The sequence below is a fragment of the Candidatus Defluviilinea gracilis genome (assembly GCF_057138825.1).
Genome location: NZ_DBNHEF010000072.1, coordinates 1 through 22,378, shown reverse-complemented (window position 1 = coordinate 22,378; position 22,378 = coordinate 1). Strand labels below are relative to the sequence as shown.

The window sequence follows — 22,378 nt, the reverse complement described above, 5'->3', positions numbered from 1 at the left end:
ATTTATAGCCTTACTCTACCTGCCCATCCGCCACTTCCAACCCCTTCTCCACGATGGCAAGCCCTTCGTCAATTTGTTCCTGCGTGATACACAACGGCGGAACAACGAAGACCATACTTCCCATGTTGTTCGCCATGATGAAGGTGAACAGTCCATTTTGGCGCAGAACTTTTCCCACCTCCGCCATGACGGCGGGCGAGAAACTTTCTTTTGTCTCGCGGTTAGTCACCAACTCAATCGTGGAAAATAAGCCGATGTAACGAACATCGCCAACGGAGACGTGTCTCGCTTTGATATCTTCCAACGCTTCGCCGAGATATTTTCCGAGCAAGGCGGCGTTTTCGATGAGTTTGTCTTCTTCGTAGACTTCAATTGTTGCTAACGCGGTTGCACAAGAAAGTGCATGTGCGCTGTAGGTCAGACCTGCATACAGATATTTGTCGTCGAAGAACTTGGCAATTTTCTCAGAGACAATCACCGCGCCGAGCGGAGCGTATCCGCTGGTGATGCCTTTCGCTGTGGTGATGATGTCAGGGACGACGTTCCAGTTGTCGACGGCGAACCATTTGCCCGTGCGACCCCATCCGCTCATGACTTCGTCGGAGATCAAGAGGATGCTGTACTTATCGCAGATCTCACGCACGCGGGGCCAATAATCATCGGGCGGGATGATGAGTCCGTTCGAGCCGACCACGCCCTCCATGATGATGGCGGCGATCTTGTCGGGACCTTCGTACTTGATCACCTCTTCGAGATGCGAGATACACTCCCGCTTGCACGACTCAGGTTTCTGCCCAAATGGACAGCGATAGCAGAACGGATCAAGGAAGTGGACTCCGCCTGGCATGACGGGTTCGACGGCGAGGCGACGGTAATCGCCAGTCAACGCGATGGAGCCGTGCGTCGCGCCGTGATAGGAACGATACCGCGCCAATATTTTGTGTCGCCCCGTATAAAAACGCGCGATCTTGATGGCGTTCTCGTTTGCTTCCGCGCCGCCGAGCGTGAAGAAGGTTTTCTTCAGATCGCCTGGCGTCACTTCAGATATTTTCTTGCCGAGTAATCCACGCGCTTCCGTGGCGTTGCCTGGATGGACAAACGTCAACTTCGCGGCTTGATCTTGAATCGCTTTGACGACTTTGGGATGTTGATGCCCGATATTCGTGTTCATCAACTGCGACGAAAAATCGAGATAGCGTTTATCGTCCGCGTCCCAGAAGTACACGCCTTCGGCTTTGGTCACAGGGATGGGATTCACTTGTCCCTGCACGGACCAGGAGAAGAAGGTGTATTCCTTGTTGAGGTCAATGATTTCTTTTGAAGAAAGTTTGTTTGGCATATTGATTTCCTTGTTTAAAGTTGAAGGTCAAAGGTCACAGGTCATTGTTGAATTTGACCTTCAACCTTCGACCTTCGACCTGCTAACTTTTGACCTCTTTGACAATCTCTGCATACACATTCAACGTCTCATCGACATCCGCATCCGAATGTTCGTAACACATAAACCACGGCTCGCGCGCATCGTGGTCAGGCATGACTCCGCGTTCGATGGCTTTTTCGACAAGTTCAAGGTAGAGATTGTGGTCACTCTTCGCCCAATCGCGTTGACTTTTCACTTCATCAATGTTCAACGAGAATGAGAACATCGCGGGATAGCCCGTCATCACAACGGGAATATCGTTCTCTTCAAAGATATCTTTCAACCCGTCCATGAGTCGCTGTCCGCGCTGGGCTATGGATTTCAGAATCGGTTTCGATTTCAGAAGACTCAACGTCGCATACGCGCCCGCGATACCTGGTTTGTTATTTGTGTACGTCCCGCCGATCGCCACTCCATGCCCAATGATGGACATGATCTCCTTTTTCCCGCCAAACGCTGCGGCGGGATAGCCATTTCCCAACGCTTTCGCGTATGTCGCTAAATCAGGTTTGATTCCGTAATACTCTTGCGCTCCCCCGTTCGCAATGCGGAAGCCTGTCTTCACTTCATCGAGAATAAAGACACAGCCATACTCTTCAGTCTTCTGGCGGATAAGTTGCAGGAATCCATCCTGCGGATTAATCGCCGCGCAATTTCCCTGACACGGCTCGGTGATGACCGCCGCGATTTGCTCGCCGTAAGATTTCATCACGCGCTCGAAACCCTCGAAGTCATTGAATGGAAGCGTGATGATAAATTCGCGCATGGATTTCGGAATGCCCGATGAACCAGGCACGGGAATCGGACTGCGAGAATTTCCATACGCATCCACAGGCGCGTACGTTGACCACAGCGCGTGATCGTGCATTCCGTGGTAGTTGCCCTCGAATTTCAGAATGATGTCGCGTCCTGTGTACGCTCGCGCGACGCGGATCGCGTGCATCGTCGCTTCGGTACCAGAACACGCGAGGCGAACCATCTCGACTGCGGGAGCCATCTCGGTGATCATCTCCGCAACGGCGACTTCGAGTTCGCTCGTCATGGCGAACAACAATCCATTTTTTATTTCTTCAATTACTTTTTGGTCAACCTCGTCAAACGAATGTCCCAAAATGATCGGACCGAACGCCATGCGATAATCAATATATTTCTTTCCATCCACATCCCACAAATATGCCCCTTTTGCTTTTTCAACATACGGCGTGATCCCCTCCCCCCAAAAACGAAAATTAGAATTCACCCCCAGCGGTAAAACTTCCATCGCGCGTTTCTGTAACGATTGCGTCTTTGCACCGAACATGAATTTTCCTCCGAATAGATTTGTAGTAAAGGCGACCCGTCAGGAACGATGAAGACTATCCACGCCCACGAACGAGTTGACCGCTACTCAACCAATCCTTCATCCTTTACTTTTTCATAACTTCGCCGATGGAATGCGATTGAATCGTTCAACCGATAAACCTTTGTGATCTTAGTGTCCTTCGTGGTAAAGACTAAATCGCCTGCTTCTCATCCAACTCTTGCGAAATACGCTCAGGCACGCGCCATTGATACACATCCTTCAACACCAGCGGCACAATGGACGTGGTCGTCTTGCGCACGCCGCGCACTTTGCGAACCACCTCGGTCACGAAGTGATAAATTTCCGCCGTGTCTTTCGCCACCACTTGAATACTGATGTCGTTTTGCCCGATCGCGCACGCCACGTACGTCACATTTTCGAACTCCGCCATTTTCTTCGCCACTTCCAGGATCAGATCCGATTCGACTTCAAGCCACACGTCCGCCTTGATGGTCAAGCCAAACGCCTCAGGTCGAATCACCGCGCTGATGCGGATCACATCGTCGTCGATCATCCGCTCGATGCGGTAGCGGATCGCCCGCTCCGAAATGTCGCCGATACGCCGCGCCAACTCCGACGCAGACATACGCCCGTCTTCCAAGAGCAGATTGACGATCTTCACGTCTATTTTGTCGAATTCATACATGGCTAATATTTTTCGCTTCCGAAAAGGGCTGGAATTCGCCGAATTATGCCCGATGGGTCGAAAGGCGTCAAGTACAAATTAAAACCTGACAGGTTTTCGATCGGCTCGCTTCGTCAAGATTCTTCGGATTCGTTTGCGCCACAACCGCCTCGAGTCACAAAAAACCTGTCAGGTTTAGAAAAGGATGGGGTGACTGAATCAGGCATCCCCTGCGGAGGACGCGCCCGCTTCATCCGACGGGTGAGGCTGATTCGGCTTGTCAACTTTTTTCTCAGCCCCAGCAGAATCCGCTTCGATAATCTGAAAATGTACTAAATTTCACATTGACGCAAACTTACGCGGAAGATATAATGCTTTTTCGCAACGATTTGATAACAGGAGCAAAAAATGACAACACCAGACCTCGCGCCCACCGCGGCGCTTGAACCCAAAACAAAACTCAGCGGAAAAATTTTGAAGACCACACTCGCAGGCGCGCTCGTGGATGTTGGACAAAACATCCCAGGCGTTCTTCACATTTCACAATTGAGCAAAGACTCGGTGAACAAAGTGGACGATGTCGTGAAGGAAGGACAAGCGGTTGACGTGTGGGTGCGCCGCGTGAAAAAAGATCGCATCGAATTGACGATGATCGAACCGCTCGCGTACGATTGGAAAGACCTCGAGCCCGAGATGACCGTGAAAGGTAAAGTGATTCGACTCGAAACCTACGGCGCGTTCGTCGAGATCGGCGCGGAACGTCCCGCGATGATCCACGTGAGCGAGTTGACGCATGGTTACGTAAAGTCACCGAGCGAAGTGGTCAAAGAGGGCGATGAAGTTGAAGCGAAGATCCTGAATGTGGACCGCAAGAAGAAGCAGATCAAACTCAGCATCAAAGCGCTCGAGCCCGTGATCGAAGAATTCAAGCCTGCAAAAGAAGAGAAAAAGGGACATGGCAAGCGTCATGCGAAAAAAGAAATGATGGAAGCCGTTGAACCCGAGGAGCCGAAAGAACCCGAATTGACGGGGATGCAGGTCGCCTGGCAGGAAGCGATGAGCAGGGCGAATGCGGAAAAAGCCTTCAGGGTGAAGCGGGCGAAGTCTGGCATTTCGGACGAACGGGAAGAAATTCTCAACCGCACGCTTGAGAAGCGCCTCCCCACTGGCGGATAGAACACAAACAGCCAAGTCATCACTTGGCTGTTTTTTATTGTTTTACCGTGAATATCTGTTAGCGCTCCTTGCGTTCTTAGCGGTTAAGATTTTTCCTCTTCAAGTTCCCGCTGAAAAAATTCTTTGTTGGCAGAATATATCATCTGTCCCCTAAAAGATTTGAGTATCTAAAGTAGTTCAATGAACATAATCGCAAATTGTATCGGTATAAATTTCTAATGTTATATTTATATGTTTCAACAAATATACAGTATAGTTAATCGTAAAGGAGAAACTGTAATGACGACTTTAAAAGAAATTGAAGGGATTGGCGCATCGTATGCCGCAAAATTAAATAAAGCGGGCGTGCGAGGAATCAGTGGATTATTACAAATGGGCGGCACTCGCAAGGGTCGCTTGGAACTTGCCAAAGCCACAGGCTTTAGCACGAAGACGATCCTTGAATGGGTCAACCGCGCCGATCTATTTCGCGTCAAAGGTATTGGCTCGCAATTTTCCGATCTGCTCGAAGCGGTCGGCGTTGATACCGTTGTCGAACTGGGCAAGCGAAAACCCGAATCGTTGGTAGCCGCATTTGAAAAAGCAAACTCGGGTAAGAAGCGATTGGTTCGTCAATTGCCCAGCCTTAGCCAAGTGAAGACTTGGGTAAAAAGCGCAAAATCTTTGAAGCGCACAGTAGAATACTAAAAATAAAAACTTCCGATAATCTATCGGAAGTTTTTATTTAATTCAATTCTTTCAAAAATTTCTCTTTATTCGCCGAACGCGCTGTTTTACCGCTGGATGTTTTCAGAATCCACTTCGGGTCAACCACTTTGACATAGCGCAATGCAATGGCGGAATTTTTCGTCACATGCAAACGAATCGCGTCTGCCACTTTTTGCTGTTCGGCAGGGTCTTCCGAATCCACTTCGGCGATGATTACAACATCTTCGGTGCCTTGTTCCTCATCGAATATGCCAAACGCCACCGAACGCCCCGCATGAACTCCCGCCACTTCATAGGTCAAAGATTCCAAATCCTGCGGATACACATTCTTCCCGCCAACGATGATCATATCTTTTTTACGACCTGAGACAAATACTTCACCGTCGCTGATAAATCCGTAATCGCCTGTGAGATACCAGCCCTCATGAAAAGCTTGTTGCGTCGCATCTTCGCGGTGGTAGTAACCCGTCAACATGCTGTTGCTTTGCAAGGCAACCTCGCCGATGACGCGCTCGGGCAATTCGCTTCGATTCTCGTCCAACACTTTGATTTTGACATTTTCCAACGGACGCCCCGACGACATCATTTTCATAGTTGGATGTTCATGCGCATTGGCGTCAGTCGTTAATTTGGCTACGCGCTCCGACATGAACGCTTTTCGCTCGATCTCAAGGACGGCTGGTTCGCCCCCCAGCGGGCTTTGCGTCACCGCAAAGACATTTTCCGCCATCGCGTACGAAGTCTGCAACGCCTCGCGCTTCAAGCCATAACTTTTGAACTTTTCGTAAAATGCCTGATGACTCTCCCAGCGGACTGGCTCTGAACAATTGGTGACCACACGCCATGACGATAAATCAACGCCTTCAAGGTGACGTTCGCGGATCTTTTGCGCGCAGAAGTTGTACGCAAAGTTTGGAAGCCACGAAAGCGTGCCGCGATATTTCGTCACAGACTGCATCAGCTTGTACGGTGCGCGCACCCAGTCGAATGGAGATTGCAGAACGAGATGAATCCCTGAGAGGATGGGCATGATGAAGCCCGCAATCAATCCCATGTCGTGATATAGCGGAAGCCATGAGACAACCACATCATTCTCGTTCAAACTCAACGCCTTGCCATAAGCGTCCAATTGATTGAAGACCGCCTGATGCGAAAGCGCGACTCCTTTTTGCAAACCTGTTGTCCCTGAGGAATGTTGCAGGATAACAATATCTTCGGGTTTGCGCTGGAAACCAGCCAGCGAGTCGAACTCCAAATCAATTTGTTTATCAACTTTATCGGTGACGATCACTTCACGGACCGAATCCCCCTCTTGTAACGCGCCGCGCACCTCCGCTTCAAATTCGGGATACGTGATAATCGCGGTGGGTTGAGTGACCGAGATCAGCGCAGACAAGTCCGCGCGATAACGTTCGGGAGAAAGTTTCTCCGTGAGAAACGGCATGATGGAGGGAATCGCGCCGTGCAGGATCGTTCCCCAAAAAGCATAGACCAAGTCCTCGCCGTGTTGGAGAATCAAAACAACCACTTCGCCGGGCTGAATCTTTGCAAGGGTCAACGCGCGCGCGTAGGAATTCGCGCCGCAGAGGAGTTGATCCACGGTAAGCGAGAGATCGTCGGCGTTGGAAAATTGCAGGGTGAGGGCGACCCGGTCCGAAGTCCGCGAATGAAGCGTTTTGAGCCGCTCGGGGAAGGTCGTCATTTCTTGCGAGAGTCGATGAGCGCGGCGAGTTGAGTCAGCGTGTCGAATGTATCCGCGTTCAGTTCGGTGTCCTCGATGCGGACGCCGAAGGTGTCTTCCACATACAAAGCGACATCCATCAGGCTGAACGAATCGATCAAGCCGCTGGAGATCAACGGCTCGTCGGCGGTGATGGTTCGGTTGGGTTGTTTCAAGATTTGAGAGGCAAGATACGAGCCGATTTGTTGGATCATTGTTTCAGGCATAGCGTTTCCTTTTTGAGTTTATTTGCATACGAGCGACTGCGCCAGCGGATCCACTTGCTCGATCAGCAGGCGCTCCCCCTCCGCAGAGAGGTGCAATGCGGTGTCTGAAAAATATTCGGGCGGAATTGTATTCCATAAATCGAGATAATTCCATTGCGAGCGAATCGCTTCCGCCTGCATGGCTTCGCGGTATTGGTCGTACGCCCAGCGAGGATAGCCCTTGTTGTACCGCAGATCGCTGTTCTCTCCGCTTGCAATAAACATGGGTTCGTTGACAATCAGGATGGGAATGGAGCCAGCGATCTCCCGCCCTGCCGCAAAGGCTTCGAACACCATCAGTTTTTGCAGATCGGCGGTCGGTTCCATTTGCCGATATAAAACATGAGACTCAACATCGGGCGAATTTTCCTCAAGGGTTTCAGGCGCATATTGAAGATCAAGATCCGTTCCATCGGCAGACCAGACAAACCCGAGCATTTGTAATTTGAACCAACGATTCAAATTCGACCGCTGTCCAATCAAAGTCCGTCCGTAAAAGGATGGGTTCATTTGCGCGAGGGCATCTTTTTCAGGAAAGGCGAGATCGTACTCGTCCATCATCCGCAATGCGTCCTCGCGGTTCGCTTCCATGAACGCACTGATGCGGCGCGGGATCAGTGAATTGAGGGTGGTGAACCAAACGATCAGGTCGGGATCATAGTCAACCGACTCCTCCAAAATGATCAGGTCTTTGATCACTGAGGGGTGCGGATACCCCAGATTGTAAAATTTGATCGTCTTGCCTTTGCATTGGTCGTTTAAGATATTCCACTGTGCGGAAATCGATTCTTGCGGGGGAAGCATTTCGCCCCAAATCGAGGAGTCGCCGATCAACAACACGCGGTACTCATCTTCCGGTTTTGGACGCGCAACCTCATGAGAAGCCAGCATGGCGCCCGCATCGTCGATCATAACGGTGTATAAACTCGAGCCATCGTCAAAAGGAAAGCGGATGCGACCGGGAAATATCACATTGTACAAGGACAGGCGCGAAACAGGCGGTTGTATCACCGCATACGCGACATTGACGAGCGCAAATAACAACAAGGCTTTCACAACCAAACGAAGCGGGCGAACATGCGCCTTCATAAACCGCCCGCCAATTTCAACATTGCGCTCCAGGCCGATTCGGGAGTTGGGAGCGCGAAAAACAGCCAGCCAAGCGATACGAAGTTAAACGTGAGGAAAGTTCCGACAAATTGAACGCCTCTCTGCAAAGAGACAGGCAACGCCTGCTGGGAGTATCGCGCGCGCGCAAACTCGCTCCAACGGTTTTGGATGAACAACCCGCATCCATGCCACAACCCCCATAGGATATAGTTCATCGTCACGCCGTGCCACAGACCGATCAATACCATCGTCGTCACTTGTGAAAACAGGATCAGCATCCACGGCGAAACGGGCTTGGAGGCTGAACGCAGAGCGCGGGCGAGGGGGTTGAAAAAATACGACCGAAACCATTGCGTCAATGTGATATGCCAGGAGTTCCAAAACTGGGCGAGATTCGGCTTGAGGTACGGCGAATCGAAATTTTCAGGCAGGCGTATGCCCAGCAGGCGTCCAAGCCCAATGGCAATGTCGGTATACCCGCTAAAATCGAAATAGATTCGCAAAGAGTAGGCGTACAGCAGAGTCCACAACCAGCCCACCGACTGGGCATCGCGCGCAAAGGATTCGTTCAAGGCGATCCATGCCAGCGCGTCGGCGATGACAAATTTCTTAAACAAGCCGATAAAAATCCGCTGACCGGCGTCCAACCATCCGTCGGCGTCTAAACGAAGCGGGGCATTTAATCCAGAAACGAATCGCTCAAGTCGATCAATTGGACCCGCCGTGATCGCGGGAAAGAAAATCACATAGTTCGCGTACTCTGCCAAGGTAACAGACGGCAAGCGCCCCGCGAGGCGGTCGAGGATCGTATGCATGAGGCGAAACGCGACGTAGGAAAATCCCAGCCACGCCAATGCCGATTGCCCGCCCGCTTCTTTTCCGCGAAGGGTTGCCATCATGTCAAACAACCCCATCGTCGCCGACGGCGTTTTGATCAGCAAGAACAACCCGATCAACCCAGCGACCGCAAACATCAACACAAAACGGCTGAGTTTTTCAAGCCGCGCCAGAATCAAGGAAAGACCAAAGGCGAATAGAAAGGCAAGCGCGATCCATTGAACCCTCGGGGTTTCCACGGGAAAGAACCATTCGAATTGAAAAAAACGATTCAGGTCAACAAACACGATCACCCCCAATAAGACCGTCACTGCCGCGCGATTCTCCTTCCAACCGCGAGATTCGGGTTTGGATGTGATAAGCCACGACAAGATCGTCATGAGCGCCGTCAGTGTCGGCAACCAAAACATCAGGTTGACCGGCTCTTGATCCGGCTGGAGCCAATACAACGCCAGCGCGCTGACCGCCAACAACGCCAAGTTGCGTCCCTTGCCCAGCCAGCCAACAACAACTGCGATGCAGGCAAGCGCCGCAATTTCAAACAAAGACATTTAAAATCCCTGGTAGATCCAGGTGGGGGAAGTGTCTGCTGTAAAGATCGTCAGCGCGATGAGGATCAGGCAAAGGATCAGAGCCAGCATATTTTCACGCGAAAATAAAATGTTGAAGATTCGCTTCATCGTTATGCCTTTCTAAGAAACGCTTCCATGAACTCGTTCAACTCGCCGTCGAGCACAGCCTGCGTGTTGCCTGATTCATGATCGGTGCGATGATCTTTCACCATTTGATACGGATGCAACACATACGAGCGGATCTGACTCCCCCACTCGGCTTTTGTGTATTCGCCGCGCAGGACTGCCCGCTCTTCCTCCCGTTCAGCCTGCCTCAGTTCCAGCAAGCGGGCTCGCAAGATGCGCATGGCGAATTCGCGGTTCTGCGTCTGCGAGCGTTCGTTCTGACAAGTGACCACGATGCCCGTCGGGATGTGAGTCAGCCGCACCGCCGTCGCGTTCTTTTGCACGTTCTGCCCGCCCGCGCCAGAGGAACGGAAGACGTCCATTTTGATCTCGCTTGGGTCAATTTGGATTTCCGCTTCATCCATGGCAACCTGCGGCAAAATTTCTACAAGCGCAAATGACGTGTGCCGGCGGTGCGCCGAATCGAACGGCGAGAGGCGCACGAGGCGATGCACGCCTTTTTCCGAGCGCAGATACCCAAAGGCGTACTCGCCGTCCACTTCGATGGTGACGCTTTTGATGCCCGCTTCCTCGCCCGAAGTTGAATCGAGAATTTCCGTTTGGAAGCCGCGGTCCTCCGCCCAGCGCAGGTACATGCGTTGAAGCATCGCCGCCCAATCTTGTGAGTCCGTTCCGCCCGCGCCGGCGTGGATGGCAAGGATCGCCGAGTCGCGGTCGTATTTGCCGGAGAGCATGGCAGTAAAGGAACGCTTTTCAAGTTCGGTTTCGAGCGCGGAGATTTCAATTTCCAATTCGCCGCGCAGACTTTCATCGTCCAATTGCGCGAGTTCAAGCGCGTCATGCAGTCGGCGCGAAAAGGCGCGCCATGATTCCACTTCGGTTTTCAGGGCGTTATGCTGTTTCATCAACCCCTGCGCGCGCGAGGGATTGTTCCACAGATCGGGCGCTTCTATTTCTTTGTCGAGTTGGGAAAGTTGCGCTTCTTTAGACGCAAGGTCAAAGACGCACCAGTAATTGCTGGGTTAGGTCTTGCAGGGGCTTGAGTCGGTTGACGAGGTCTTGCATGGTTACTCCAAAAAAACAGGGATTAGAGATTAGAGATTGAGACAGTCTCCAGTCTCTAGTCTCGGAATGATTAATCACTTGCGCCCATAATCCCGTTTACAAAAGCATCCGGGTCGAAGGGCGCGAGGTCTTCGGGCTTTTCGCCGAGGCCTGCGAATAAGATCGGCAAACCTAACTCGCGTTGAATGGCGAAAGCAAATCCGCCGCGGGCAGACGAATCCAATTTGGTTAAGATCACGCCCGTCACACCGACCACCTCTTTGAACGCCTTTGCTTGTTGCAAGGCATTTTGCCCGGTCGTTGAATCAAGAACGAGCCACACGGCATGAGGCGCGCCGGGCAGAGCCTTGCCGATCACGCGATTCACTTTCTTTAGTTCTTCCATCAAGTTGAAACGCGTGTGCAAGCGACCGGCGGTATCGATAAAAACGATATCGATTTTACGCGCGATGCCCGCCTGCACGGTGTTAAACGCGACCGCGCCCGAATCGGACTCAGGGGCGCCTGATACCACATCGACGCCGATTCGTTCGCCCCAGACTTGCAACTGGTCCACCGCCGCGGCGCGGAACGTATCCGCCGCGCCGAAAAGAATGGAATTTCCTTCCGCCTGATACCGCTGTCCCAGTTTGGCGATCGTGGTTGTTTTTCCCGCGCCGTTAACGCCAACAACCATAACCACAGTCGGGGATGATTTCCAAGCAAGAGGCGGCGGGGCTTGGAGGCGAGAGCGGAGTTCTGCGCGGAGGGCGGAGGAAAGCTCGTCGGAGCGAGTCAAGCCCCCATCCCGAACGAAGCGGCGAAGCGTATCCAGAATATCGCCGGCAATTTCGATCCCCAAATCTGCTTGAATCAGGGATGCTTCCAATTCGTCCCACGATTCGCTGGTAATTTCCGTTGCGCCAACGAGGGCGGCGATTCGTCCAAATGTTGCTTTGCTTGTTTTTGCAAGCCCCGTCTTCCATTTTGCAAACAGGTCGGTCATGACGGGCGATTATAACATGCGGGTTTGTGTTATACTCTTTTCGCTTGATGTAAAACAATTGAAGAAAAGGCAACGCATGTTCAACGAACCCATTCACATTACAGACGAAACGTACGAAAAAACTGTCCTGCAATCTTCGCTCCCGGTGATCGTCGATTTTTGGGCGCCCTGGTGCGGACCGTGCAAAATGGTCGCGCCGATCCTCGACAAATTCGCAAAAGAATTCGAGGGAAAATTGCTGGTCGCAAAAATCAACACGGATGAAAACCCACATTGGATGATGGAGTATGGTATTCAGGGGATTCCGACCATGCTGTTTGTGGCAAATGGAAAGATTGTCCATCGTCAGGTTGGAGCGCTTCCCGAACGCATGTTGCGCGACACAGTCACCCAATTCTTAGAGACCGTATCCGCTTCGTAAAACACGAGGAGTCGCAATGAAGAAGGTCATTCCCGCGCTCGTTGTTCTTTTGGTTGTCGGCGCCTGCCTGCCAACGGTTCCAACGCCGATTTCACCAACCGCCACCGCAGTGATCGGATCTTCAAACACCCCCACGCTTGCGCCTTCCAACACGGCTCCTCCGTCTGAAACGCCTGTCGTCTTCAACCCATCAGTTACGGCCGTTTCGGCTTCCTCCACACCTGAATCGACCGCCACCTCTTCGCCTTTGCCAAACCTGACGTCTACGCTGGCAACTTCGACTGACGCGCCTGCCACGCTGGCGCAGTCTACGGCTACCGGGGCGCAGCCTACTTCAACTCCAACGTTGGGCGCGCCAAGCGGGCCGTCGCTTACGCCCACACTTGGTATTCTGAAATACGGAACGCTTCCTCCTGAAGTTCCATTTAATAGGATAACCCTGGTCAATCGTTCTAAAAGGCAGGCATATATCTCTTTGCAGGTTACTATGCCCGATGGTCGGTATTCGATCATTGAATATCCTGTTTACGGTCAGGTGAAGATCAAAGCGCCGCTAGGGTATTATGTTTATGTGGCATGGGTTGGCGGGAACAAAATGACCGGCACATTCCGTCTGACATCGACGGACGGTTTAGCGATCTATCTGTTCAAAGATAAAGTTGTCATCAAGTAATAAACCATGAAAAAGGATTTTGAATTCGCACATGAAGCAAAAATTGATTCTATTTGTATCGATTCTGGCGCTTCTGCTTTCCGCTTGCGGCGGCGGGCAGGAAGCGCCAACCCTGAACGCCGGTGACGTTGCCGGCACCGCGCAAGCGGCGGCATTCACCATGATCGCCCAAACACAAGCCGCCATCCCAACAGAAACATCCCTCCCACCCACAGCAACGTTCACGTCCACCCCCCTCCCCACAGAGACTTCATCCCCAACCCCGACGATCGATCCGTTGCTTCCAACGGCGACCTTTACGCTTGCCCCCCTGTCGTCCGCGCCTACGCAGGATAATTGCAATAAGATTCTCTCGGAATGGTCTGTGCCTACTATTAAAATTCTTGTGGAAAACGAGACAAAACCGAAAGGCACGATCACCCTCTCCTTATACGTGACCACAGCCCAGAACGAATGCGGATTCATCCCCGCATACGGAGGCACGTTCTCGGGACCAGAGGGATATTACAGCGCCGGCGCTTACGTAGACGGTAAAAAGGATTTCAAAACCTTCGGCGGATTCCTACTCACCGGCGGCAGTTGGACGATCGTCGTCCGAAACGATACAATCGTTGCCAAGGGTGGTTGTTACCCGAATTGCTGATCAAGACAACCAATATAAGCAGGATTTACACAGTTGGCGGACAGTTGTACTGCCGCCGCCGCGGCACACCTACGGCGCAACAGGTTCAACTGTGTAAGTCCCAAGTAAGAAAGGTATGATGAAAAAGTTAACTGTTCTTCTCTCTGTTCTGGCTATTTCCGCCTTGATGGCCGGGTGCGGCGGCGGCGAGCCAGCCGTCCCGACCCTGAGCGTCGGGGACGTGCAATCCACCGCGGTGTCGGCGGCGTTTACGATCGTGGCTGAGACGCAAGCGGCAATCCCTACCAACACGCCCCTGCCCCCCACTGAGACCCCCACATCAACGCCCGCGGCCACGAATACCTCCGTCCCTTTGCCCACGCTGGAATCGACGCTGACCAATACGCCCGCCAGCACGAGCGGCGATCCCTGCGCGACCCGCGTTCTTGGCAAACCGCTTGGCAAGGAAACTACGATCAAGATCGAAAACTTGACAAAATCGCGGGTGGCTGTTTCTTTGTATTTGAACGAGACCGCGAGCCATAACGAATGCGGCTATCGGTATTACGAGTTATCAAAAAACGGGTCTACGGTAATCACCGACCTGGTTACTGGATGCTACAATCTCTGGGCATGGAATCTCGACGGGAAAGCTTTCAATTCCTCCGGCTCCGGGTGTATCAATAATCCAGATAAATGGACTTTTCAAATATCCGAAGAGACGATCAAGTTTATCGGCCCATAATCATGTGAACCAAAATGAAACGCCCTGAAATTTTCAGGGCGTTTTTTTATTCCTTCGTCATGCGCTACCTGCCTGGCAGTTTTACAACGGGACGCAAAGGAACGCTGAAAAAAGAAAAATCTGCGTTGTCAGCGTGAATCAGCGTACCGATTTTGACAGTGCAAGGTAATCAATCGATTGATTTAAAAAAGCGCAATAGGACGCTCTTGCGCGCAAACAGCCTGAACAGTGAAATCATTCTCGCGGTACGGGCTAATTGCGTAAGGCAGGCTATTTACTCACCGTCGCAACCCGCGCATTCGTCAATTTGATCAAATCAACGACAGGCAATTTGATATTGAGTCCTCTTTGTCCGCCCGACACATGGATTTGCTCAAAATTCTTCGCCGACGAATCGAGAACAACCTGAAAGCCTTTGTTGAGCAGGGCGAGCGGCGAGATGCCTCCCGCCTGCAAACCTGTAACCTGCTCCGCTTCTTTTTCAGTTGGCAGGCGAACTTTTTTCTCACCAAGCGCAACAGCAAGCAATTTCAAATCCACAACCGTATCTCCAGAAACCAAGACCAACAAGGGTTTTTTGGGCTTATCTCGCAACACAACGATCGTCTTGAAAATGGACGCGGGATCCGCGTTGAGCAGACGCGCAGTCTCTTGCGCGCCGTGTTTCTCCGGCGAAAGTTCATAGGCGGTATATGGAATCGCGCGCGAATCAAGCAAGCGGGTAACATTATTGACGATCGGCATTTCAAACTCTCCCAGCGAAATCAGCGTTTTCACCTGCCCTGGCGGGCGGCGCAAGGGTCTCGTCCAAAAAACATTGTGTCAGGCAATCAGGCAACTCTCATAGAACCTGAATTGTAACGGGGAAAAGAATTTTTTTCAGTAGTACAATACCACGCATGAAATCGGCGCAACACGCGGTCCCGCTCGAGAAACTCATGGAGCAACTCCCTGAATCCTACGCTCCCTCCGAAAAGGAATTGATCCAACGCGCCTACCGCATAGCAGAAGAGGCGCACCGCGACCAAAAACGGCACTCCGGTGAACCGTATCTCAACCATTGCCTGGCAGTGGCAAGCATTCTCGCAGATCTCAAAGTGCCCTCGGAGGTGATTGCGGCGGCATTGCTTCACGACACAGTGGAAGATACCCCCCTCACCCTCGGCGACATTCGCAGAGATTTTGGGGATACCATCGCCGCCCTCGTCGATGGGGTGACCAAGCTGACCAAACTTCCGCGAGTCTCGCGCGGCGACCAACATGCGGAAAAACCCGAATCAGCCGACGACGAGTCGGATGCGGACGCCATTCCCTCCAACGGGCGCGCGCGCAAACAAGACCTGGCATCTGAAACCTTACGGAAAACATTCCTTGCCATGGGCGACGATGTCCGTGTGGTGCTGATCAAACTGGCAGACCGCCTCCACAACATGCGGACGCTCGGCTTCATGCCTGAAGCCAAACAAAAGCGAATCGCCAAAGAAACCCTCGAGATCTTCGCCCCGCTCACCAGCCGCCTCGGCATCTGGCAGATCAAATGGGAGTTGGAAGACCTTGGCTTCCGCTACCTCAACCCGGACAAATACAAGGAGATCGCCGAGGAACTGCAAGAAAAACGACCCGAGCGGGAAAAACAAATCGTAGACATCAAAGAAGCCCTCACCCGTTTACTTGAAGCAAACAATATCAAAGCCGAGGTCAGCGGACGCCCCAAACACATTTATTCCATCTTCAAAAAAATGGCGAAAAAGGGAAAATCGTTCGATCTGGTTCGGGATGTGCGCGCCATGCGGCTCCTCGTTCAGGATATCCCCTCGTGCTATGCCGCGCTCGGGGTGATCCACACCACATGGAGACCCATCCCCGGCGAATTCGACGATTACATTGCCGCGCCGAAAGAAAACTTCTACCAATCGCTTCACACCGCCGTCATCTACGAAGATGGCCGCCCATTGGAAATTCAGATCCGCACGCAGGAGATGCACGAAAACGCGGAGTATGGCATCGCCGCCCATTGGAAATACAAAGAAGGCGCCAAGCGCGATAAAAGCTACGAACAGCGCATCAACTGGCTCCGCAATATGATGGAATGGAAGACCGACGTGCACGACGCGACAGAATTCGTCGAAAGCATGAAATCGGATGTATTTCAGGATCGCGTATACGTGTTCACCCCGCGCGGAGATATTTACGATCTTGCCGCCGGTTCCACCCCTATTGATTTTGCCTACCACGTCCACACCGATATCGGTCACCGCTGTCGCGGCGCGCGGGTCAACGGGAAACTCGTCCCCCTGCAACAAGAGCTGAAAACGGGCGACCAGGTCGAAATTTTGACAGCGAAGCGGGGAGGTCCAAGCCGCGATTGGTTGAATCCGAATCTGGGGTTGGTCAAAACACAGCGCGCGCGGTCCAAAGTCAAAGCCTGGTTCAAAAAGCAGGAGGATGAACAAAACCTCGCCCAGGGGCGCGCCGGACTGGAACGCGAATTAAGCCGCCTCGGAATTTCCGAATTGAATTTCGAAAAGATGGCGCGCGAACTTGCCTACAAAACTCCCGATGAAATGTTCATCGCCCTTGGCAATGGAGATCTTTCCCTCAGCAAGATCATCAAACAATTGGAAGGGACGGAAGAAACTGCGGATATTCTGCAAGCCACCGCCGCGTCAGAAACCAAAACATCCCCAGACGCGATCCAGGTTGTCGGGCTGAAGGGTCTGCTCTGGCAAATGGCAAAATGTTGCTCGCCCATGCCCGGAGACCAGATCATCGGATACATCACACGCGGACGCGGCGCGACAATTCACCGGCAGGATTGCCCGAATATTTTGCACAGAGAAGATACCGAGCGGCTGATCCAAGTGGATTGGGGAACCGTTCAACAGACCTTCGCAGTGCCGGTTACCGTGAAAGCCTATGATCGCGACGGTTTGCTCGGCGATATTTCAACCCTGCTTCAAAGCGAGAGCGTGAACATCAAGGACGTGTCGGTCAGTTACAACCGAAGCGTAGCCGACCTGCGCCTGGTGGTCGATGTGCGCGACCTGGAGCAGTTAAGCCGCGTGCTCACGCGCATTGAAAGCGTGCCGAATGTGTTGGAGGCGCAGAGAACAAAGCCGGGGTAAATTACACGGTACAAGCGACGAGTTACGCAGTATAATGTCGCCGCCTCCCATGAATCTGCTCAGCGTCCGTGAAGCGCGCGAGCGCATACTTTCCCATTTTCAACCTGGCACAACCGAAGCCCTGCCGGCGGTAGAGTCTTTGAATCGCATCCTCGCGCAAGACGTAATCGCGTTGGACGACCTGCCGTCGTTCGACAACTCCTCGATGGACGGTTTTGCCATCCGCGCGATCGATGTGGCGGATGCAAAACCCGTTTCACCTCGGACCTTGCGCGTGGTCGCAGACATCCCCGCCGGCTCGCCGCCGACAGTTTTCCTCGCCCCCGGCGAAGCGGCTCGTATCATGACCGGCGCCGTAGTGCCTCAGGGCGCCGACGCGGTAATCCCCGTGGAAGATACCGATTTTCAAGATCGCGCCGCCGGCGCGCCCCCTCCGCCGGAGGTGACGGTGTTCGCAAGCGTGAACCAATATGAAAATATACGCCGGCGCGGCGCGGATATTCGCGCGGGAGAAATCGCCCTGCAGCAAGGACGAACATTAAGACCTCAAGATGTCGCGCTCCTGGCATCTTTGGGATACTCCACTGTGGAAGTATTCCGCAAGCCCCGCGTGGCGCTCTTCTCCTCCGGCGATGAGTTGCTCGACGCAAGCCAGCCCCTCGAACCGGGCAAGATCCGCGACTCAAACTCGCACATGCTGGCTGGGCTGATCGAGTCGGCCGGCGCGGAGGTGGAAAGACTTGGCACAGCAAAAGACACCTACGACTCTGTCAGAGCGGCGCTCGACAAAACATCCGCGCTGAACGTGGATTTGATCCTCTCTTCGGCGGGCGTGAGCGTGGGCGCGTTCGATTATGTAAAAAGCGTGATCGAGTCGAACGGCAAAATGGATTTCTGGCGCGTGAACATGCGCCCCGGCAAGCCGCTTGCTTTCGGCGAATACAACGGCATTCCATTCATCGGCTTGCCGGGTAACCCCGTGTCGGCGTTTGTGGGGTTCGAGGTATTTGTCCGCGCGGCGCTGGGGCGGCTGGCAGGGCAGACGGAGAGCAACAGGCTCACCATCCGCGCGCGATGCGAAGAGGAGATCAATTCCGATGGACGGGAGAGTTATCTGCGCGCCAGCCTGCGCGATGAAAACGGATCGCTCATCGCGCGCTTGACCGGGCATCAGGGTTCGGGCAATCTCCTTTCGTTGGCGCAGGCTGATGCTTTACTAATTATTCCCGCTGGTGTAAAATGCGTGCCTGCTGGTCAGGAAGTTGAGGCTTGGTTGTTATGAGGATTCATGAATAAGCGACTTGCGCAAATTTCACTGGCGATCACCATCATCGGGTTGCTCGTCGCGTCGTACATGACAGTGTATAAATTTACAAGCAAGGAACTTCAAGCCGCCATGTGCGTTGGCTCGGAAGGATGCTCGGTGGTGAACGCCAGTCCTTACTCTGAAGTGCGCGGCGTTCCTGTGGCAATCATCGGGGTGGTTGGGTACCTCGCTTTGCTGGCTACGCAACTCCTTGAGCGCCGACCCGGGATGGTGCAAGACAATGGCGCGATGATTTTCTTCGGGATTTCAGTGACCGGGTTTTTATTTACCGTGTATCTCGTCTTTGTCGAGGTCGCGCTGATCAAAGCCTACTGTCCGTTCTGCATCACATCACAAGTGGCAATGACTCTGCTGTTTGTCATCTCAGTCATTCGCCTTATCAAACAACCCTAATTCAGGAGGATTGAATGCCCCGCATCAAATGTCATTACACCGATTGTGTCTTTCTTGATGAAGGTTATTGCTCAGCCGCCGCGGTAGAGTTCGACCCCGATACCGGTTGCGCCACCTACACCCCCAGCGATGAAGCCGCCGCCAAAGAGGATTGGGACGAGGAAGAAGCGGAGGAATGGGAGGAAGAGGAAGATGATGACGATGACGAATCTTGGGACGAAGAGGAAGATGAGTTCTAACGCATCGTTCCCCAAGTGAAATCTGGTCGCCCAAACTAAGGCAGACGACGCGTCGTCTGCCTTTATGTTTTTAACTCGTACAACAACACGCCCGCCGCCACCGCCAAATTTAACGAACTAACTTTTCCCCGCATCGGCAAGGATACTGTCACATCGCAAGCCTGGACCTGCTCCGCGGACAGACCCTTTTGCTCGCTCCCCAACACAAGCGCCCACGGGGTTTGCGGAACAAGAGACTTATAATCCACATCCGCATGGGCAGACGCGCCGATCAATTGGCGCCCTGCCGTTTGCGCCCAGGCGCGAAATTCTTCGAATGAAGTTTGAGCAATGCGCTTCCAAAAGATCGCGCCCATGCTGGAGCGGATTAAGGTTGGGTGATATAACTCGACGCCGCCATCCAAAAGAAATAAGGCATCGACGCCTAGCGCGTCCATCGTGCGGAGGATCGTCCCGACATTGCCCGGGTCTTGCGGCGAAACCAGCGCGACAACAGGACTGGATGGCGCGAGGCTTGACGCAAGAGTTTGTCTCTGGCGAACCACCGCGACAATGCCTTGCGGATTATCTTTCTCTGCCAGAGAGTTGGCTACCTCTCTTGAAACAGGATGCGCCTTTTCCGAAACACGGGTAATGAGTTCTTTGGCGTACTTGCTCGCAAGCAGATCAGGCGCGTAAAAAATCGACTCCACATCCCACCCCGCATCCAACGCCTGCCCAATATGGTGGATCCCTTCCACGAGAAACAAACCCGTTTCAAGACGACGCTTTTTCTGACGCAATGAACGGGCTCGCTTCACAAGCTCGTTATTCGCGCTGACGATCAAAGGCTTGCTCATGCTTCACTCACCCGCTACCACGGTCAACTTTCCAACCATGCCCGCCATGAGATGTCCCTGGATCCCACAGACAACGCTATACTCGCCCGGCGCGGACGGAGCAGTGAACGTCAACGTGACCGATTGCCCGGCAGGCACTTTCACCTCCCAATAGATATTCTGCTTATCTTCTTCGTCAAACTCATCGCCCGCATCGGCGCCAAATTTTAGGATGGCAAATTCATGCTCCACCACTCCATTGTTCACCGCGTTGATCGTGATCTCCCGCCCCGCCATAATCGTAAAGGAATTGGGCGTGAATTGAAAGTCGGTCAGGGTTACATCGATGGCGGTGGATGACCCGCCGTCTTTACAGGAGGTCAATAGTACACATACGAGCATTACGGTGATGACCGCATACATTTTCATGGTTCTCTCCGGGAAAGCGATCCGTTAATTCAGGGATAATCGTATGAAAACCGGCGTTGGCGTAAACAATAGACTTTATCCCAATAAACAAAAGTGGCTCTTTGTAGACGCTGAAAAACGCTGATTTCGCTGATGCAAGAAAAGAAAATCTGCGGCTTCCGCATGGATCAGCCTCCCGATGTATTTCGGATAGAGTCTATTGTAATTCAGTTCCGCGCCCTTTAGACGATAGAATATGCTCATGAGCCAATTCTTTGCAGACAATTACCTCGGTCCTGCTTTCGATCTCTTCGGCACAGCCCACCTCGGCGCGTTGACATTTCTCCTTTTCTTGAATCTTTTCCTCGTCCGTTTCAAGAACGCCAGCAACGCGACCAAGAGCAAAATCCGCTGGACACTGGCATTGATTCTGCTGGTCAACGAAGTCGCCTGGCACGCGTGGAATTACGTCGTCGGCAGGTGGACGATCCAGACCATGCTTCCGCTTCACCTGTGCAGTCTGCTGGTGTGGGCAGGCGCGCTGATGCTCATCACAAAAAACTACGCCATCTACGAATTCATGTATTTCCTCGGCATCGGCGGCGCGATTCAGGCATTGATCACTCCTGACCTGGGAATGTATGGCTTCCCACACTTCAGGTTTTTTCAAACGTTCATTTCGCATGGATTGATCATCACCTCCGCAATCTACATGACCGCCGTGGAAGGTTTCCGCCCCACATGGAAATCGATCGTCAGGATAGCGATTTGGATGAACCTCTATGTCGTCGCGATCTATTTCATCAACACAGCCATCGGCAGTAATTATCTGATGATCAACGACAAACCCAACACACCCAGCCTGCTCGATCTGCTCCCCGATTGGCCCCTGTATGTTCTTTACATGGAGGGGATCGGCATCATCATGTGCTTGCTTCTCTATCTTCCTTTCGCCCTTAAAGACTGGCGCAATCAGAATCGTATAAACAAGGATAACGCCTCGCGGCTGGAAAGCATTTCAAAATAAGGTAGAATATCAATCCGCCGGGGCGATGGCGGAATCGGCAGACGCAACGGACTTAAAATCCGTCGGTAGTGATATCGTGAGGGTTCGACCCCCTCTCGCCCCATTTTGTACCTTGCGCTTCTCTCAAAATCAGAGAGGAGCGCAAGTTTTATGTACTCGCAAGCCGAAAAAACGCAACAGACTTTTTTACAGCAAGACGGTTATCTGCCTATTCTTGCAGAGACGTTCATCACTGCCAAACGCGCCGAAGGACTGTCAAAAAGCACGCTGAAATACTATCGTGAAAAGATAGATATTTTCCTCGCGTGGACTGAGGCGCAAGCCGTGACACAGGTACAGGATGTTACCGCCGACCTGTTGCGGCGGTTCTTGTTGACCATGAGCGAACGTCATAACGCAGGCGGCGTACATGGCATTTATCGCGGCGTTCGCGCGTTCTTGCGCTTCATCGAAGCGGAGGAAGTATTGTCAGGCTGGCAGAGTCCGACAAAAAAAGTCAAAGCCCCAAAAGTGGAAGCACAACCGATTGAAGGCGCGTCATTGGAGGATATATCCGCGCTACTCGCCACTTGCGAACGAAGCGAATTTATCGGCGCGAGAGATAACGCTTTACTGCTTGTGCTACTGG

General features: G+C 52.7%; 26 protein-coding genes and 1 tRNA gene. 14 read left to right on the top strand and 13 right to left on the bottom strand.

Features of this window, described 5'->3' with window-relative positions; all coding sequences use genetic code 11:
- Positions 1–10 precede the first annotated feature (10 nt).
- From AC16KF_RS12380 to AC16KF_RS12370, 3 genes are all read right to left on the bottom strand, one after another.
- Complete coding sequence (locus tag AC16KF_RS12380; protein WP_484037635.1) at positions 11–1,339, bottom strand: aminotransferase class III-fold pyridoxal phosphate-dependent enzyme; 1,329 nt, start codon at positions 1,337–1,339, stop codon at positions 11–13.
- Positions 1,340–1,421: 82 nt separating this feature from the next.
- A complete protein-coding gene (gntE, locus tag AC16KF_RS12375) occupies positions 1,422–2,720 on the bottom strand; it encodes a guanitoxin biosynthesis PLP-dependent transaminase GntE (protein ID WP_484037634.1) in 1,299 nt (432 codons plus the stop codon).
- Positions 2,721–2,913: 193 nt separating this feature from the next.
- A complete protein-coding gene (locus AC16KF_RS12370; protein ID WP_484037633.1) occupies positions 2,914–3,408 on the bottom strand; it encodes an Lrp/AsnC family transcriptional regulator in 495 nt (164 codons plus the stop codon).
- Between the two features lie 45 nt (positions 3,409–3,453).
- Here AC16KF_RS12370 and AC16KF_RS12365 point away from each other — a divergent pair, with 45 nt between their 5' ends.
- From AC16KF_RS12365 to AC16KF_RS12355, 3 genes are all read left to right on the top strand, one after another.
- Positions 3,454–3,723 carry a hypothetical protein gene (locus AC16KF_RS12365; RefSeq protein WP_484037632.1) on the top strand — a complete coding sequence of 90 codons (270 nt, stop codon included), beginning with the start codon at positions 3,454–3,456 and terminating at the stop codon, positions 3,721–3,723.
- Positions 3,724–3,795: 72 nt separating this feature from the next.
- A complete protein-coding gene (locus AC16KF_RS12360; protein WP_484037631.1) occupies positions 3,796–4,563 on the top strand; it encodes a S1 RNA-binding domain-containing protein in 768 nt (255 codons plus the stop codon).
- A 279-nt stretch (positions 4,564–4,842) separates the two neighbouring features.
- A complete protein-coding gene (locus AC16KF_RS12355; RefSeq protein ID WP_484037630.1) occupies positions 4,843–5,250 on the top strand; it encodes a DUF4332 domain-containing protein in 408 nt (135 codons plus the stop codon).
- A gap of 37 nt (positions 5,251–5,287) precedes the next feature.
- On the opposite strand, the gene AC16KF_RS12350 is transcribed toward AC16KF_RS12355, so the two are convergent.
- The 7 genes from AC16KF_RS12350 to ftsY form a co-directional block, all read right to left on the bottom strand.
- Positions 5,288–6,973, bottom strand: coding sequence for an AMP-binding protein (locus AC16KF_RS12350; protein ID WP_484037629.1), 1,686 nt, complete (start codon positions 6,971–6,973; stop codon positions 5,288–5,290).
- Positions 6,970–7,218, bottom strand: a complete 249-nt coding sequence (locus AC16KF_RS12345) for an acyl carrier protein (protein ID WP_484037628.1) — start codon at positions 7,216–7,218, stop codon at positions 6,970–6,972. Before AC16KF_RS12345 ends, AC16KF_RS12350 begins: the two co-directional genes overlap by 4 nt.
- Before the next feature lie 18 nt (positions 7,219–7,236).
- Positions 7,237–8,346, bottom strand: coding sequence for an SGNH/GDSL hydrolase family protein (locus tag AC16KF_RS12340; RefSeq protein WP_484037627.1), 1,110 nt, complete (start codon positions 8,344–8,346; stop codon positions 7,237–7,239).
- Positions 8,343–9,755: an MBOAT family O-acyltransferase gene (locus AC16KF_RS12335; RefSeq protein ID WP_484037626.1), complete on the bottom strand. Its 1,413-nt coding sequence runs from the start codon at positions 9,753–9,755 to the stop codon at positions 8,343–8,345. Before AC16KF_RS12335 ends, AC16KF_RS12340 begins: the two co-directional genes overlap by 4 nt.
- Positions 9,756–9,884 (bottom strand): hypothetical protein, encoded by a 129-nt coding sequence (locus AC16KF_RS12330; protein WP_484037625.1) that lies wholly within the window; start codon positions 9,882–9,884, stop codon positions 9,756–9,758.
- Between the two features lie 2 nt (positions 9,885–9,886).
- A protein-coding gene (prfB, locus tag AC16KF_RS12325) for a peptide chain release factor 2 (RefSeq protein ID WP_484037624.1) occupies positions 9,887–10,967 on the bottom strand; the annotation gives its coding sequence in 2 pieces (ribosomal slippage) (positions 9,887–10,900 and positions 10,902–10,967; 1,080 coding nt in all).
- 70 nt (positions 10,968–11,037) lie between these two features.
- A complete protein-coding gene (ftsY, locus tag AC16KF_RS12320; RefSeq protein WP_484037623.1) occupies positions 11,038–11,952 on the bottom strand; it encodes a signal recognition particle-docking protein FtsY in 915 nt (304 codons plus the stop codon).
- Positions 11,953–11,968: 16 nt separating this feature from the next.
- Between ftsY and trxA the strand changes: the two genes are divergently transcribed.
- From trxA to AC16KF_RS12300, 4 genes are all read left to right on the top strand, one after another.
- Positions 11,969–12,373, top strand: coding sequence for a thioredoxin (gene trxA, locus AC16KF_RS12315; protein WP_484037622.1), 405 nt, complete (start codon positions 11,969–11,971; stop codon positions 12,371–12,373).
- Positions 12,374–12,389: 16 nt separating this feature from the next.
- Positions 12,390–13,046, top strand: a complete 657-nt coding sequence (locus AC16KF_RS12310) for a hypothetical protein (protein ID WP_484037621.1) — start codon at positions 12,390–12,392, stop codon at positions 13,044–13,046.
- A gap of 31 nt (positions 13,047–13,077) precedes the next feature.
- Positions 13,078–13,689 (top strand): hypothetical protein, encoded by a 612-nt coding sequence (locus tag AC16KF_RS12305; protein ID WP_484037620.1) that lies wholly within the window; start codon positions 13,078–13,080, stop codon positions 13,687–13,689.
- Between the two features lie 118 nt (positions 13,690–13,807).
- Entirely contained in the window at positions 13,808–14,413 is a 606-nt protein-coding gene (locus AC16KF_RS12300) for a hypothetical protein (RefSeq protein ID WP_484037619.1), read from the top strand.
- A 270-nt stretch (positions 14,414–14,683) separates the two neighbouring features.
- Here the strand turns inward: AC16KF_RS12300 and AC16KF_RS12295 are convergent, their stop codons facing one another.
- Positions 14,684–15,211 (bottom strand): YbaK/EbsC family protein, encoded by a 528-nt coding sequence (locus AC16KF_RS12295; protein ID WP_484037618.1) that lies wholly within the window; start codon positions 15,209–15,211, stop codon positions 14,684–14,686.
- Between the two features lie 101 nt (positions 15,212–15,312).
- Between AC16KF_RS12295 and AC16KF_RS12290 the strand changes: the two genes are divergently transcribed.
- From AC16KF_RS12290 to AC16KF_RS12275, 4 genes are read left to right on the top strand one after another with little or no spacing between them, the layout of a single operon-like run.
- Positions 15,313–17,538 carry a RelA/SpoT family protein gene (locus AC16KF_RS12290; protein ID WP_484037617.1) on the top strand — a complete coding sequence of 742 codons (2,226 nt, stop codon included), beginning with the start codon at positions 15,313–15,315 and terminating at the stop codon, positions 17,536–17,538.
- Positions 17,539–17,572: 34 nt separating this feature from the next.
- Positions 17,573–18,820 (top strand): molybdopterin molybdotransferase MoeA, encoded by a 1,248-nt coding sequence (locus AC16KF_RS12285; protein ID WP_484037616.1) that lies wholly within the window; start codon positions 17,573–17,575, stop codon positions 18,818–18,820.
- Between the two features lie 6 nt (positions 18,821–18,826).
- On the top strand, positions 18,827–19,258 hold the full coding sequence (locus tag AC16KF_RS12280) for a vitamin K epoxide reductase family protein (RefSeq protein WP_484037615.1): 432 nt from the start codon (positions 18,827–18,829) through the stop codon (positions 19,256–19,258).
- A 14-nt stretch (positions 19,259–19,272) separates the two neighbouring features.
- A complete protein-coding gene (locus AC16KF_RS12275) occupies positions 19,273–19,497 on the top strand; it encodes a hypothetical protein (RefSeq protein ID WP_484037614.1) in 225 nt (74 codons plus the stop codon).
- Between the two features lie 62 nt (positions 19,498–19,559).
- On the opposite strand, the gene AC16KF_RS12270 is transcribed toward AC16KF_RS12275, so the two are convergent.
- Positions 19,560–20,336 carry a TrmH family RNA methyltransferase gene (locus tag AC16KF_RS12270; protein ID WP_484037613.1) on the bottom strand — a complete coding sequence of 259 codons (777 nt, stop codon included), beginning with the start codon at positions 20,334–20,336 and terminating at the stop codon, positions 19,560–19,562.
- A 3-nt stretch (positions 20,337–20,339) separates the two neighbouring features.
- Positions 20,340–20,744 carry a cupredoxin domain-containing protein gene (locus AC16KF_RS12265; RefSeq protein WP_484037612.1) on the bottom strand — a complete coding sequence of 135 codons (405 nt, stop codon included), beginning with the start codon at positions 20,742–20,744 and terminating at the stop codon, positions 20,340–20,342.
- A 241-nt stretch (positions 20,745–20,985) separates the two neighbouring features.
- Between AC16KF_RS12265 and AC16KF_RS12260 the strand changes: the two genes are divergently transcribed.
- The 3 genes from AC16KF_RS12260 to AC16KF_RS12250 form a co-directional block, all read left to right on the top strand.
- Positions 20,986–21,750, top strand: a complete 765-nt coding sequence (locus tag AC16KF_RS12260) for a YwaF family protein (protein WP_484037611.1) — start codon at positions 20,986–20,988, stop codon at positions 21,748–21,750.
- Between the two features lie 19 nt (positions 21,751–21,769).
- Positions 21,770–21,853: transfer RNA gene (locus AC16KF_RS12255), tRNA-Leu, on the top strand.
- A 47-nt stretch (positions 21,854–21,900) separates the two neighbouring features.
- The coding region (locus AC16KF_RS12250; protein WP_484037610.1) for a tyrosine-type recombinase/integrase at positions 21,901–22,378 on the top strand (478 nt) is incomplete at its 3' end.